General features: G+C 70.5%; 13 protein-coding genes. 2 read left to right on the forward strand and 11 right to left on the reverse strand.

Features of this window, described 5'->3' with window-relative positions; all coding sequences use genetic code 11:
- Positions 1–125: 125 nt before the first annotated feature.
- The 11 genes from AB0K03_RS20335 to AB0K03_RS20385 form a co-directional block, all read right to left on the reverse strand.
- Positions 126–1,019, reverse strand: coding sequence for a hydroxymethylglutaryl-CoA lyase (locus tag AB0K03_RS20335; RefSeq protein WP_364687043.1), 894 nt, complete (start codon positions 1,017–1,019; stop codon positions 126–128).
- Between the two features lie 5 nt (positions 1,020–1,024).
- Entirely contained in the window at positions 1,025–2,362 is a 1,338-nt protein-coding gene (locus tag AB0K03_RS20340) for a biotin carboxylase N-terminal domain-containing protein (protein ID WP_364687045.1), read from the reverse strand.
- Between the two features lie 409 nt (positions 2,363–2,771).
- Positions 2,772–3,374: a helix-turn-helix domain-containing protein gene (locus AB0K03_RS20345; protein WP_364687047.1), complete on the reverse strand. Its 603-nt coding sequence runs from the start codon at positions 3,372–3,374 to the stop codon at positions 2,772–2,774.
- A 96-nt stretch (positions 3,375–3,470) separates the two neighbouring features.
- Entirely contained in the window at positions 3,471–4,022 is a 552-nt protein-coding gene (locus AB0K03_RS20350) for a VanZ family protein (RefSeq protein WP_364687049.1), read from the reverse strand.
- 375 nt (positions 4,023–4,397) lie between these two features.
- Complete coding sequence (locus AB0K03_RS20355) at positions 4,398–5,078, reverse strand: hypothetical protein (protein WP_364687051.1); 681 nt, start codon at positions 5,076–5,078, stop codon at positions 4,398–4,400.
- Positions 5,069–6,565, reverse strand: coding sequence for a hypothetical protein (locus AB0K03_RS20360; protein ID WP_364687053.1), 1,497 nt, complete (start codon positions 6,563–6,565; stop codon positions 5,069–5,071). Before AB0K03_RS20360 ends, AB0K03_RS20355 begins: the two co-directional genes overlap by 10 nt.
- Positions 6,562–7,359: an ATP-binding cassette domain-containing protein gene (locus AB0K03_RS20365; protein WP_364687055.1), complete on the reverse strand. Its 798-nt coding sequence runs from the start codon at positions 7,357–7,359 to the stop codon at positions 6,562–6,564. Before AB0K03_RS20365 ends, AB0K03_RS20360 begins: the two co-directional genes overlap by 4 nt.
- Before the next feature lie 50 nt (positions 7,360–7,409).
- Positions 7,410–8,252, reverse strand: a complete 843-nt coding sequence (locus AB0K03_RS20370) for a zf-HC2 domain-containing protein (protein WP_364687057.1) — start codon at positions 8,250–8,252, stop codon at positions 7,410–7,412.
- Positions 8,249–8,818, reverse strand: coding sequence for an RNA polymerase sigma factor (locus AB0K03_RS20375; RefSeq protein ID WP_364687059.1), 570 nt, complete (start codon positions 8,816–8,818; stop codon positions 8,249–8,251). The genes AB0K03_RS20370 and AB0K03_RS20375 overlap by 4 nt, the downstream gene beginning before the upstream one ends.
- A 136-nt stretch (positions 8,819–8,954) precedes the next feature.
- Positions 8,955–9,854, reverse strand: coding sequence for a sulfurtransferase (locus AB0K03_RS20380; protein ID WP_364687061.1), 900 nt, complete (start codon positions 9,852–9,854; stop codon positions 8,955–8,957).
- Between the two features lie 5 nt (positions 9,855–9,859).
- Positions 9,860–10,633: an SGNH/GDSL hydrolase family protein gene (locus tag AB0K03_RS20385; protein ID WP_364687063.1), complete on the reverse strand. Its 774-nt coding sequence runs from the start codon at positions 10,631–10,633 to the stop codon at positions 9,860–9,862.
- A gap of 148 nt (positions 10,634–10,781) precedes the next feature.
- On the opposite strand from AB0K03_RS20385, the gene AB0K03_RS20390 reads away from it, so the two are divergent.
- Both AB0K03_RS20390 and AB0K03_RS20395 read left to right on the forward strand, forming a co-directional pair.
- Positions 10,782–12,506 (forward strand): proline--tRNA ligase, encoded by a 1,725-nt coding sequence (locus tag AB0K03_RS20390; protein WP_364687065.1) that lies wholly within the window; start codon positions 10,782–10,784, stop codon positions 12,504–12,506.
- Positions 12,507–12,714: 208 nt separating this feature from the next.
- Entirely contained in the window at positions 12,715–13,107 is a 393-nt protein-coding gene (locus tag AB0K03_RS20395) for a CBS domain-containing protein (protein WP_364687067.1), read from the forward strand.
- The last annotated feature ends 397 nt before the right edge of the window (positions 13,108–13,504 follow it).

Below are 13,504 nucleotides of genomic sequence, written 5' to 3' on the forward strand. Positions count from 1 at the left end.
CGGCTCGTGACCGGCGGCCGAACACATCGGCCGCTCGGTATTGGTAACGAAGCGACACAGTCAGGGTCACGCAGACGAATGGAGAAAAGTGATCGGCTGCTTTCCGTACCGATCGGAAGAATGAGTCAGGAGGAGGCGACCAATCTGGTACGCGGTCCGGCTCGAAGAACTCCCGACGGGAGTGTGCGCCCGAGCAGACCTTCGGCGAGTTCGGCCACCCGGATCAGCTCGTCGAGATCGATTCCGGTGGCGATGCCCATGTCCTCGAGCATGTGCACCAGTTCCTCCGTCGCGATGTTGCCGGAGGCGCCCGGCGCGTACGGGCACCCGCCGATCCCGCCGACGCTCGCGTCGAACTCCGTCACCCCCAGCTCCAGGGCGGTCAGCACGTTCGCCAGCCCCGTACCCCGGGTGTTGTGGAAGTGCAGCAGCTCCGGGCGTACGGCCGAAAGAAGATCACGGACCCGGCGGGGGGTCGCCATGCCGGTGGTGTCGCCGAAGGCCACCCGGTCCGCGCCGTCGGCGCGGACCCGCTCCACGATGGACGCCACCCGCTCCGGCGCGATGTCGCCCTCGAAGGGGCAGCCGAAGCTGGTCGCCACGATGACCTCGAGCGTCGCCCCGGCCTTGTGCACCAGCGGGATGAGACCGGCGATGTCGTCGAGCGAGTGCTCGGTCGACCGGTTCAGGTTCCGCCGGTTGTGGGTGTCGCTGGCCGAGACCACCACCTCGATCTCCCGGAAGCCGGCCTTGATCGCCCGCTCGGCGCCGCGCGTGTTGGGGATCAGCGCGGAGTAACGCACGTCCGGGTTGTGCCAGGCCCGCGCCCACACCTCGTCGGCGTCCGCCATCTGCGGGATCGCCTTCGGGTGGACGAAGGAGACGGCCTCGATCCGCTTCACCCCGGTACGCGACAGCGCGTCGATCAGCCGCACCTTGTTGCCGGTCGGGATGGGCTCCTCGTTCTGCAGCCCGTCACGCGGGGCGACCTCCCGGATGGACACAGCCGTCGTCGTCATGCTCATCACCTCATCCGCGCCACGATGCCGGTGTCGTAGTCCCCGCTGAGGAACTCGTCGTTCTCCAACAGCTCGGTGAAGAACGGCAGGTTGTTCTTCGGCCCGGCGATCTCGAACCCGGTCACGGCGGCCCGCGCCCGCGCGATCGCCTCCGCCCGATCCGCGCCGACCACGATCAGCTTCGCCATGAGCGAGTCGTAGAAAGGAGTCACCGTGGTGTCCGGCCCGTACCCGGAATCGACCCGGACCCCCTCGCCGGACGGCTCCACCCAGGTGGCGACCTTGCCGGGGCCGGGCAGGAACCGCTTCGGGTCCTCGGCGTTGACGCGCAACTCGATCGCGTGCCCCCGCGTGGTCAGATCGTCGACGTCGAACGTCGGAGCCTCACCGGACGCGATCCGCAGCTGCTGCTCCACCAGGTCGATACCGTGGATCAGCTCGGTGATCGGATGCTCCACCTGCAGCCGGGTGTTCATCTCCAGGAAGAAGAACTCGCCGCTCGCCGGGTCGAGGAGGCACTCGACGGTGCCGGCGTTGCGGTAGTTCACGGCCTCACCGGCCAGCACGGCGGCGGCGAGGAAGCGCTTCCGCAACTCCGGGTCCACCGCCGGGCTCGGCGCCTCCTCGAGAAGCTTCTGGTTACGCCGCTGCACCGAGCACTCCCGCTCACTGAGCGCGATCACCCGGCCGTCGGCCAGGCCGAGGATCTGCACCTCCACGTGCCGTACCCGAGGGAAGAACCGCTCGATCAGCACCGACCCGTCACCGAACATCCGCTCGGCGAACGCACGGATCTTGTCGAACTCGGTGCGCAACCCGGCCTCGTCGCTCGCCACAGCCATGCCCATCCCACCACCACCCGCGGCGGCCTTCACCATCACCGGATACCCGATCGCGGCGGCAGCCTCGAGCGCCTCCTCCACCGAAACCGCGGGATCCTGCGTGCCCGGCGCCACGGGCACGCCCGCGGCCGCCATCAGATTCCGAGCATTGATCTTGTCGCCCATCGCGCTGATCGCATCGGCGGACGGCCCGACCCACACCAGGCCGTTCGCTTCGACCGTACGGGCGAAGTCGGCGTTCTCGCTCAGGAAGCCGTACCCGGGGTGGATCGCCTCAGCCCCGGTCGACTTCGCCGCGGCGAGGATCGCGTCGGTGTTGCGGTAACTCTGAGCGGGGTTCGCGGGCCCCACACACACCGCCTCGTCCGCCTCGAGGACGAACGGCATGCCGGCATCGGCCTCGGAGTGGACGGCGACCGCCCGGATATTGAGCCGCCTGGCCGTACGGATGATCCGGCGGGCGATCTCGCCCCGGTTGGCGATGAGCAGCGACTCGATCATTTCGCTCCTTGTCTGGGCGGGGGCGGGGCGGGGGTAGCTGCTTGCTGGGCAGGCCGCACGTCGTCTGGGAGCGGGCGAGCCGCTTTCGTGGCAGGCCGCGCGTCGCCTCGGAGGGGTGTGGCCTTCGTGGCAGGCCGCGCGTCGTCTGGGAGGGGCGGGAGCGGGCGAGCTGCCTTCGTGGCACGCTGCGCGTCGCCTCGGAGGGGCGGGAGCGGGCGAGCTACGTTCGTGGCACGCTGCGCGTCGCCTCGGAGGGGCGGGAGCGGGCGAGCTGCCTTCGTGGCAGGCCGCGCGTCGATGGCCTGCCTGGTCTTGGAGCGCGGTGGTGATCCCGCGCGCTCCGGCGATGCGCACCCGGCAGGGTTCGCGGCGGGCTCGGCTTCGATCATGGGCTCGGGGTGCCGGCGAGTCAGCGGCCCATCAGCGCGTGCACTGTCGCCTCGCGCAGGAGGGCGGCCCGGCGCTGGCGGTCGACTTCGCCGCCCAGGAAAGGCGTCGAGTTCATCAGGCCGAACGCGGAGTGCGCCAGCACTCGAGCCTCGCCGGCGTCCAGCTCGGGACGCAGCAGGGACAGCACCCTCACCCACTCCTCGACGTACAGGCGCTGCAGCCGCCGGATCTGTCGCCGCGGCTCTTCCGGCAGCCGGTCCAGCTCGTGCAGGTGCAGCGCGATCACTGCCGGATTGGCCAGCGCGAACTCGACGTGGAACTCGATCAGGTCGGACAGGACGGCCCGCGCATCGCCGGAATGCCGCCCGACCCGCTCCCGCCCACCGTGCAGCAGGCTCTCGCTCACCGGGATGAGCGCGGCGACCAGCATGGCCTCCTTGCCGGCGAAGTGGTGATACAGCGCCGGACCGGTCACCCCGGCGGCCGAACCGATGTCATCCATCGACACGCCGTGATATCCGCGGGCGGCGAAGAGGCCGACCGCGATCTCGAGGATCTCGTCCCGGCGCGACCGGCGGCGAGGGGCCGGCGGTCCGGGACGCTGGTGCTGATCTACCGTCACCTGGCCACTCTAACCCCCTGTCAAGCCGAGTACTTAACGGGCGTTCAGGCAATCCGCTTCGTCGTGACGGCAGTTCTCGGCCGGACGCTTTGTCGGCTATGCCGCTGTCGGCTTGTCCCCGGCCGACACGCGACCACCCTGGGCCGGCGCGCGACGCACCCACCACCGCCGCGACGCCACAGCGGCCAGGACGGCCCCGACCGTATTGATGATCACGTCGTCGACGCTCGAGACCCGACCGATGGCCAACACCCACTGGAAGGTTTCGACCATGCCGGAGACGACCACCGCCCCGGCCGCCACCCGGGGCAGGTACGCGAACCAAGCGAAGCGCATCGGCAGGAAGAAGCCCAGCGCACCGAGCACGAGCAGGTTTCCGAGGATCTGAGCCGCCGCGGTGCCCAGGTCGCCCGTCACCCAGGACGGCAGATCGTGCAGCGGCACGAGGTCGACGGAGCGAGGGGCGGGCTGGGGCGTGAAAAGCATGACCGCCCACGGCAGCGAGCCGGCCACCAGTCCGACTTCGGCGATCGCGACCCGGCGAGCCACCCTGCGGCGACGCCACCGGTACGCGACAAAGCTCACGGCGGGAAGCACGAGAAATGCACCGACGATCGTGGCGCCGTAATCTCGCCAAACCTCGCCCACCGCACCCGCCGCCGTCGCGCCTCTTCCCGCCACTGCACCCGCCGCCGTCGCGCCTCCTCCTGCCACTGCACCCGCCGCCGTTGCGCCTCTTCCTGCTATTGCCCCCACCGCTGCCCAGGCTTCGCCCACGGCCGCACCGTACGCAGCGCGGACAAGCGGCGTGGCCGGCGTAGCGACGCGGACAAGCGGCGTGGCCGGCGTAGCGACGCGGACAAGCGGCGTGGCCGGCGTAGCGACGCGGACAAGCGGCGTGGCCGGCGTAGCGGCGCGGCCCCGTCACGAGACCCGTACGAGGTTGCGCCGCGGGGCCGTCAGCAGATCCCGTCACGGGACGGCTTTCACCGGATCCCGTTGCCAGGCCCGCACGAGATCGCGTCATCGGGCTCTCACGAGATCGCGCGCATCCACGAGGGCGGGTTTCCTACGGCGCCATGGCCAGAGCTCACGGTTCGCGAGGACCAGTGAGACGACGAGGACGGGCAGCATCGGAAGCCACCAGTCGTGCACCCTCTCCCACTGCGGTGAGTCCGGCAGCGGCCACGCCGAGAATCCGGCTGGCAGGAAAAGCGTAGCCACCATGAGGCCTCCCTGAGCCGCAGGGCCGGCTACGGCGAGAGTCAGCGAATGTCCGCTTCTGGCGGCCACGGCCGCGCCGGCGAGACCAGTCAGACCGCACACGGCTGCCTCGACTGTGAGGTCCCGGGACGGGAGCCGGGCGGAATCGAGGCTCGCGGCAGCGGCGAGATACAGGCCTGCCCACACCGCGGTGATCGGCACGAGGACGACTGCCACGCGCAGCCATTGCCGCAACCACCGTGGGGTCGGAGTCACCGACAGCGGGGCCATCGGATCCACCAGGGCGAAGCTTGCGCCGGCGCCGAGGACGACGGCCGCGATCCGTACGCCCCAGATCTGGCTCGCGGGTGCGGGAGCTCCGGTCAGGGCGGGGAGCAGGGTCAGCACGGACACGACTGTCGCGGCGGCGACAGGAACCCACGGCACGATGCGGATGACCGGCGCCGCGAGCAGCAGCGTCTGCCGAACTCTCACGGACATGCGCTTTCCTCGTCAGCGACCGGCAGATTCGCCACACCGAAGGGCGCCAGGACATCACCGGCCGGCGCCGCGGACCGAACGGAGGCCCAGTTGTCCGCCAACAAGGCCCCGACCCGGTCGCGCGGTGCCTCCACCAGGCGTTTCGCCGCCTCGATCTCGGCCCGGCCGATGTCGACCCGGCCGAACCGGAGGTTTTCGGGATGGCTGAGCACCGCACGCCCGTCGCGGTCGGCCTGGGCCACCAGCCACAACGCCATGACCGTTCGCAGCTGGCCAGAACCGGAACATCCCGGTCCGGTGCTCAGCTCCAGAGACCCCTGCGGCAGCACCGCCCGGTTGCGTTCGGCCAGACCGCCGGGCCCCGGATGGCCGGCGAGCTGATCCGGCATCCTGAGGAGCACGCGGATGTACTGAGATCTCAGGTCGGTACGGCTGTCGCGCGCCCACGAGCCGTGGCGGCCCCAGTGCTGATCGGCGATCACGCTGGTGGCCGGTCCGGTCCCCTGCCGCACGAGGGGCAGGTCGGTGACGCCGGGAGGCAACGCCCGTACCACCGGATCGATGGCATCTCTCCACAGCGAGATCCAGGGTCCGTAGCCGTGCAGCGCGCAGTAGGTGACCAGTCCTCGCCGCTCGCAGTGCTGCGCCGACTCGTCGAGATAGGGCAACGCCGTCTCCGGCCCGGTGGGAACCCGCTCATCCCGTTGTCGCTGCACTGCGGCGACGGCAAGCACGAGCGCGACCGCCATCACGATCGACGTGAGGAGGCGCCGATGCCGAAGCAAGGCGCCGGCGACCACAGCCACGAGCAGGGCGACCAGGTAGAGCAGGTGCGCGCCGGTCGGCCGGGGCATCGTGGGTGCCACGTTCTCGTCGAGGACGACCGGGAAGAGCAGCCACGGCAGGGCATCCGCGCTGGAACCGAGAACGGGAAGGATCGCCAGCACGGCCGCGAGGCCGAAGAGGGTCAGCGGGCCGGTGGCCGTGGACGGCAGCCAGCGCCCCACCGCTACTCCCACCGCCGCCCCGACCATCGGGATCACGACGGCGACCCCGATCAGCCACGGATCGAAGGCGCCGACCGGCCAGGACGGAAGCAGGAGAATCAGTTCGGCAAGCACCGCCGACGCGGCCACGAGTCCAGCCGCCGGCACGAGCGCCAGGAGCCCCACGGTCCTGCGGCGCGCCGGGCTCGGCAGCGTACGCGCGAATTCCGTCGAGCCGTGCCTGTGGTCCCGGGACGCCGCCAGATGCCCGATCAGCACGAGGAAGCCGGCGAGCACCAACGAGGCCATGCCGGAGTTGGCGGTGAAGACATCCCAGCGCGGCTCGGTCGTCCAGCCCCAGGCTGTACACAGGGCCACGGCCAGGACGACGCCGATCCACACGGTCGACATGCCGAGCAACAGGCGGGCTTCCTTGAGCACCAGCGAGGCCGTTGCCACGCGCGCGGGTGCGCGTACGGGCTCGACCAGAGTGGCTGTCATCGGACCGCCACCTCCGGCCCCAGCAGCATGAGGTAGCCGTCTTCGATGGAGGGCTTCACCGGTGTGCCGTCCGGTGGCTGGGTCCCCAGAGTGCGGAACTCGCCATCCGAGTTGCGCCAATACAGCAGGTTGCCCTCCGGTGGCTGGGCCGACAACCACACCTGGCCCTCGGCCTGATGCGCGAGCCCACGCGGCGTGCCGTCGTACACGATTCGTCCCTGCCGCATCACCACCACGCGCTCGCACAGCGCGCCGACGTCCTCCGTCTGGTGGGTGGAGAGCAACACCGTACGCGTCTCGCCGAGCCGGGAGATCAAGGCGCGGAACAACATGCGCTGCTCCGGGTCAAGCCCCACCGTCGGCTCGTCGAGGATCAACAGATCGGGCTCTCCGAGCAGTGCCTGAGCCAGGCCGAGGCGCTGGCGCATGCCCCCGGAGAGCTTCCGCACCCTCACGGTGGCCCGGTCAGCCAGTCCGACCTCCTCCAGCACCCGGCGCACCTCGGCGCGCCGCCGGCGGCCGTCCGTCATCTCCTTGAGAACAGCCACATAGTCGAGCAGCGCGGCGGCCGAGAAGTTCGGATAGAGGCCTGGGTCCTGTGGCAGATAGCCGAGGCGACGGCGCAGCTCGGTCCGTTGGGCGGCGACGGCCGGATCGAGCCCGTACGCCTCCACCCGGCCCCGATCCGGAGCGAGCGCCGTCGCCAGGCAGCGCAGCAGCGTGGTCTTCCCGGCGCCGTTGGGACCGAGGAGGCCGGTGACGCCGGTGCCGATCTCCAGGTCGAGGTCGTCCACGGCGGTCGTGGATCCGTAGCGCTTGCTCAGTCCTGCGATGCGGACGGTGGTCATCTTGTCTCCCCGGGGTCGAGGCGGCGGCGGCGCACGGTCAGGACGGTGGTGGCGACGAAGGCCGCCGCGAGATAGCCGACCTGGGTGACCGGCCCGAACAACGGCTGAACGGGCGAGCCGGCGATCGCCACCCCGCCGACCACGAAGAGCCACAGCCCGCCGAAGACGGCCGCGGCCGCGGCGAGGGGTAGCACCGTGGCCAGGGCCAGCGTGCTGACGCACAGCAGGAAGGCGGGCAGCAGCCACGCGGCCGCCCACCAACCAGGCCCGGGTAGCAGGACAGCCGCGACGGCCCCCATGGCCATCGAGACCCCCACAACGGCCGCCGCCCGCCACAGCACGAGAGACGGACCGGCCGTGGGAGTCGCCGAGGTGATCTCGTGCATCGGATCCGCAGGCGGTCCGTACGCGGTGGCGACGGCGAGCACCGGCAGCACAGGAGCGAAAACGAGGAACAGCAGCAGTGTCGTGCGGGCCCCCGCCTGGCCGGTGTACGCAGCAGCGACGCCGAATGCGAGCACGGCGGCGGTCGCCAGCAGCCACGACCAGCGCAGTGCGGGTGTGGCAGCCAGCAGCCGCACCCGATGCTCCGGAATCCCGACGTTGCCCAGCGCCCGTTCCACCCGGCTCGGCCGGACTGCGAGAACCGCCTCGTTCACGCGGCTCCAGCTGCGGTCGAGCCAGGAGGCGTCGAGCGGCACAGCCGCCCGGCAGACCGCACATGCCTGCAGGTGCGCATCCACCGCCATCACCCGGCTGGGCGTGAGCCGGCCGTTCGCGTACGCGTCGAAGAGGTCCTTGTCGACGTGCCAGGCAGCCGCAGTTTCCTTCGAGGTCATGCCAGCAACTCCCGTAGCCGTGCCCGGGCCCGCATGAGCCGGGTCTTCGCCGTGCCTTCCGCGACGCCGAGACAGCGCGCCGCTTCCTTGACCGTCAGGCCGTCGATCGCCGTGGCCTGGATGACCGCGCGCAGCTCCGGGGAGAGCCGGTCGAGGGCCTCGCCGAGATCGCCGTGCTCGACGCGCAGCAGCACCAGGTCCTCGGCCGACGGCACGGTCTCGATGTCCTGCTCCGGGATGCCGCCCACCCATCGATGACCCGGCCCGCGGAGGTTGCCGACGAGCCGCCGGATCGCGATGGTCCAGATCCAGGCGGCCGGATCGGCACGGGTCTCGCGGTATCTGCGGGCGTCACGCCAGATGGCGACGAACGTGTCCTGGATCGCGGCGTCGACGACATCGGGGTCCGCGCAGCGACGGGTCAGCCGGAGCCTCAGCCAGGGCGCGTGGCGGCCGTGCAGCAGGTGCAGGGCTTCCATGTCCTCCGCCGCGACGGCGCGCAGCAGCTCGGCGTCGCTGCTGTCCTGGGTCACCGGCCGGGCCGGTGTCTGCCTTCTGCGCCTCACACTTGGACTATCGCGAAGCGAGCCGAATTTGGTTCACGCGGCGACGCCGGCCTGTGGAAAACCCTCGCACCAGGCCCGCGGTACAAAGCAAGACGCCGCCCGGTCACCCGGACGGCGTCAGCGGAGAAACAGCGGGTCAGGAGAGCCCGCCGGGCTCATTCCCCTTGGCGATGGGCGCGCGGACGAGGTTGCCCCACTCCGTCCACGAACCGTCGTAGTTGCGCACCTGCGGATAGCCGAGCAGGTGCTGCAGGACGAACCACGTGTGGCTGGACCGCTCGCCGATCCGGCAGTACGCGATGATGTCGTCGCCCGTCTCCAGGCCCAGCTCGTCCCGGTAGATCTTGGCCAGCTCGTCGGCCGGCTTGAAGGTGCCGTCCTCGTTCGCGGCCGACTTCCACGGCTTGCTGACCGCGCCCGGGATGTGGCCGCCGCGCAGTGCGCCCTCCTGCGGATAGGCCTCCATGTGGGTCAGCTCACCCGTGTATTCCTGTGGGGACCGCACGTCGACGAGCGGACGGCCGCTGGAGATGTGCGCCATGACCTGGTCCCGGAAGGCGCGGAGCTGGCTGTCGTCGCGCGTGGGCACCGGGTACGTCGCGGGTGGGCGTACCGTCTTCTCGCGCGTCATCTCCCGTCCCTCAGCCACCCACTTCTGCCGGCCACCGTCCAGAAGCCGTACGTCGCGGTGACCGAAGAGGCTGAAGACCCACAGCGCGTACGCGGCCCACCAGTTGAAGTTGTCGCCGTAGAACACGATCGTGTCGTCGCGGCCGATGCCCTTCGCCTCGCAGAGCGCCGCGAACTGGGCCGGGTCGAGGTAGTCCCGGGTGAGCTGATCGTTGAGCTCGAGGTGCCAGTCGACCTTCACGGCGCCCGGGATGTGGCCGGTGTCATAGAGCAGGACGTCCTCGTCCGACTCGACGACCACCAGGCCCGGGGTGTCGAGGTTGGCGGCGAGCCAGTCGGTGGTGACCAGCTTCTCGGGATGGGCGTACGCCTGCAGGGACGGCGCCGGGTCGTTCGCAACGGACATGTCACTCACGCTATCGCGTCGATGGGAGCCAGTTCAGGCCGCTTCGCGGTGACCTCGTCACCGGACGACTCGCCGATGAGCCGTCGCTTGAGCCAGGGGGCGAAGTGTTGTCCGGCCCACCGCAGGTCCGCACCACGGGCCAGGAGCCAAGGGGTCGGTGCGGGCATCGGCGGGACCAGCATCCAGTCCTCGTCGACACCGACGCCGAGCGTGTTGAGCACGTGCGCGGCGACGCGCCGATGTCCGGCGGCCGACAGATGCAGGCGGTCCGCACTCCACATCAGCGGGTTACGGAAGGCGTCGTCGGCGAACAGATCAATGAGGTACGCGCCATGTCGCTGCGCCAGCTCACGGGCGCCGTCGTTGAGCGCCGCCGCGCGAGGCCCGACGATGCGCTGGCCCGGCAGGACGGCGGTGACGTCCGCGAACCGGAAGAGGACGACGTCGGCGCCGGCCGCCCGCAGCTGGCCGATGACCGGATCGATCCGGTGCACCAGGCCCCACGGATCGACCTTGCGGCGCAGCACGTCGTTGCCACCGGCGGCGAAGCTGACCAGGTCGGGCCGCATCGCCAGGGCCGGCTCCAGCTGATCCGCGACGACCTGGTCGAGGAGTTTGCCGCGGACGGCCAGGTTCGCGTACCCGAAATCGGGGCCGGCCTCGACGGCCAGACGCGCCGCCACCAGGTCTGCCCACCCACGATAGGTGCCATCGGGATAAGCGTCATCCATGCCTTCGGTGAAGCTGTCACCCATCGCCACGAAGCTCTTCCAGGTCATGCCCCCGCCCCCTGAACGTCTCCTCACTTGCAGAATCAAGGCGAGTTTTCCACCGGCCGGCCACGAACGGCAGAGTGACGATGGCGACACCGGAGCCGGCCGGGATAACGGGGTGTTTCTGTCGGACGGCCTCCCTAGGCTCTCGGACATGCTCATGCGGATGTCCACGATGCTGCTCAAGACCCTGCGCGAGGAGCCGGCGGAAGCAGAGGTGCCGAGCCATCGGCTGCTCCTGCGGGCCGGTTATGTCCGCCGCGCGGCGCCGGGCGGATATACGTGGCTGCCCCTCGGCAAGCTGGTCCTCGACCGTGTCACGGCGGTCGTCCGGGAAGAGATGGCCGCCATCGGCGGCCAGGAGGTCCACTTCCCGGCGTTGCTGCCGCGCGAGCCCTACGACATCACCGGACGCTGGACGGAGTACGGAGACGACATCTTCCGGCTGAAGGACCGGCGCGGCGCGGACTACCTGCTCGCCCCCACTCACGAGGAGATGTTCGCGCTGCTCGTCCAGGACATGACGAGTTCCTACCGCGACTTCCCCTTGATCCTCTTCCAGGTGCAGACGAAGTTCCGCGACGAAGCGCGCCCCCGCGCGGGGCTGCTGCGCGGGCGTGAGTTCCTGATGAAGGACTCTTACTCCTTCGACCTGTCAGAAGAAGGACTGCGCGAGGCGTACGCGAAGCACAGGGTGGCCTATCAGCGCATCTTCGAGCGGCTCGAGCTCGACCACACCATCGTGTCGGCGGTGTCCGGTGCCATGGGCGGATCCGCGTCCGAAGAGTTCCTCGCCACCGCGGACGTCGGGGAGGACACCTTCGTCGGCTGCACCCGATGCGACTACGCGGCGAACACCGAGGCTGTGGTGACGCCCGCGCCGCCCGCCGACAGCCGCGAGCACGGACCGCTCACCGTGCACGACACTCCCGCGACGCCGACCATCGCATCGCTGGTCGACCTCGCGAACGCTCGCGCGCTCGACGGCCGCACCGACTGGACAGCGGCGGACACGCTCAAGAATGTGGTCGTCACAGTTCATCACCCGGGCAGGGACGACAAGCTTCTGGTGATCGGTGTTCCCGGCGACCGTGAGGTGGACATGAAGCGGTTGGAGGCGGCGCTCAGCCCCGCCACCGCCACGATGTTCGACGACTTCGCCTCCCGGCCCGACCTCGTCCGCGGCTACATCGGTCCGCAGGGTCTCAAGGTCCGCTACCTCGCCGACCCGCGGGTCGTCGCCGGCAGTGCGTGGCTGACCGGCGCCAACGAGCCCGGCAAGCACGCCACCTCCGTGGTTGCGGGACGCGACTTCACGCCCGACGGCGCGATCGAGGCGGCGGAGGTCCGAGCGGGCGATCCCTGCCCGCAATGCGGCGACGGTTCGCTCACCATCCGCCGTGGCATCGAGATCGGGCACATCTTCCAGCTCGGCCGCCGATACACCGACGTGTTCGACGTCGACGTGCTCGGCGCCGACGGCCGTCCCGTACGCCCGACCATGGGGTCCTACGGCATCGGCATCTCGCGCGCGGTGGCGTCGATCGCCGAGCAGCACCACGACGACCGCGGCATCATCTGGCCCGACGAGGTGGCGCCCGCCGACGTGCACGTCATCGGCGCCGGCAAGGACGGGCAGATACCGGCCGCGCTGGAACTGGCGACGCAACTGCAGGCGGCCGGGCTTCGGGCGCTGGTGGACGACCGCCCGCAACTGTCGGCCGGCGTCAAGTTCACCGATGCCGAGCTCATCGGCATCCGACGCTGCGTCGTGGTCGGCCGCCGCCTGTCCGAGGGGTACGCGGAGCTGCGCGATCGCCGTACGGGTGAACGCCGCGACGTCGCGCTCGCGGAGGTCATCGATGCTGTCGCCGGCTGACGGGCTTCGCGCTGAAGCGGTGCCGGGACCGGGTGCTGAAGCAGCGGCGGGGTCGAGTGCTGAAGCGGCAGCAGATTCATCCGCTCGCGGGCGCATGCGGGCAGGCAACCGTGGCGGTCCCTCGCGGGAAGGGTGCAGGGTGTAGTCGATGAGACGGTCGGGTACCCGCTCGCGTAACGGGCGGGTACGAGCGCGGGGAGGTACAGCCATGGCAAGGACGGCAGTGGCGGAGGTCATGACCAGGAAGGTCGTCTACCTGCCGGGCGACACCATGCTCGACGAGGCCGCGCAGGCCATGCGCGACCAGGGCATCGGCGATGTCATCGTGACCAACGGCCCCACCATGTCCGGCATGGTCACCGACCGCGACATCGTGGTCCGCGCCATCGCCGAAGGCCTGCCGCCACAGTCGACCACGCTCGCGTCCATCGCCACGGTCGAACTCATCATGGTCGAGCAGTCGGCCACGGTGGAGGAAGCTGTCCAGGCGATGCGCGGGCGCGGCGTACGCCGGCTGCTGGTGTGCGACGCCGACCGCAAGGTGGTCGGAATTTTGAGCCTGAGCGACATCGCCCTGGTGCCGACGACGGCCCCGGCCTGACGCTCGAGGCCTGACGTCCCCCGGGGGTCCGAGGCCCGTGGCCCGACGCTCTTCGCTCGAAACCCGAGGCGCGAGGGGCGAGGCGCGAGGCGCTAGGGGCGAGGCGCTAGGGGCGAGGGGCTAGGGGCGAGGCCCGAGGGGCGAGGCGCGAGGCGCGAGGCGCTAGGGGCGAGGCGCGAGGCGCGAGGCGCGAGGCGCTAGGGGCGAGGCGCGAGGTCTAACGCCCATGACCCGAACCCGACGCCTGACGCCCGAACCCGACGCCTGACGCCTGACGCCTGACGCCCGACAGCCGACAGCCGACAGCCGACAGCCGACAGCCGGAGTGTCCGCCGGCTTACGCCCTTTCGGCATACGCCCGAGGTGAGGCGCTGCCCGGCTATCGCTCTGGCCGCCG

This window comes from Actinoplanes sp. NPDC049316, assembly GCF_040677315.1.
Lineage (GTDB): Bacteria > Actinomycetota > Actinomycetes > Mycobacteriales > Micromonosporaceae > Actinoplanes.

Bases quoted from the DNA above. Each gene is read 5' to 3' on its own strand.
- AB0K03_RS20335 (WP_364687043.1), bottom strand. From the start codon at position 1,019: ATGACGACGACGGCTGTGTCCATCCGGGAGGTCGCCCCGCGTGACGGG.
- AB0K03_RS20340 (WP_364687045.1), bottom strand. From the start codon at position 2,362: ATGATCGAGTCGCTGCTCATCGCCAACCGGGGCGAGATCGCCCGCCGG.
- AB0K03_RS20355 (WP_364687051.1), bottom strand. From the start codon at position 5,078: ATGTCCGTGAGAGTTCGGCAGACGCTGCTGCTCGCGGCGCCGGTCATC.
- AB0K03_RS20360 (WP_364687053.1), bottom strand. From the start codon at position 6,565: ATGACAGCCACTCTGGTCGAGCCCGTACGCGCACCCGCGCGCGTGGCA.
- AB0K03_RS20370 (WP_364687057.1), bottom strand. From the start codon at position 8,252: ATGACCTCGAAGGAAACTGCGGCTGCCTGGCACGTCGACAAGGACCTC.
- AB0K03_RS20380 (WP_364687061.1), bottom strand. From the start codon at position 9,854: ATGTCCGTTGCGAACGACCCGGCGCCGTCCCTGCAGGCGTACGCCCAT.
- AB0K03_RS20385 (WP_364687063.1), bottom strand. From the start codon at position 10,633: ATGACCTGGAAGAGCTTCGTGGCGATGGGTGACAGCTTCACCGAAGGC.
- AB0K03_RS20390 (WP_364687065.1), top strand. From the start codon at position 10,782: ATGCTCATGCGGATGTCCACGATGCTGCTCAAGACCCTGCGCGAGGAG.
- AB0K03_RS20395 (WP_364687067.1), top strand. From the start codon at position 12,715: ATGGCAAGGACGGCAGTGGCGGAGGTCATGACCAGGAAGGTCGTCTAC.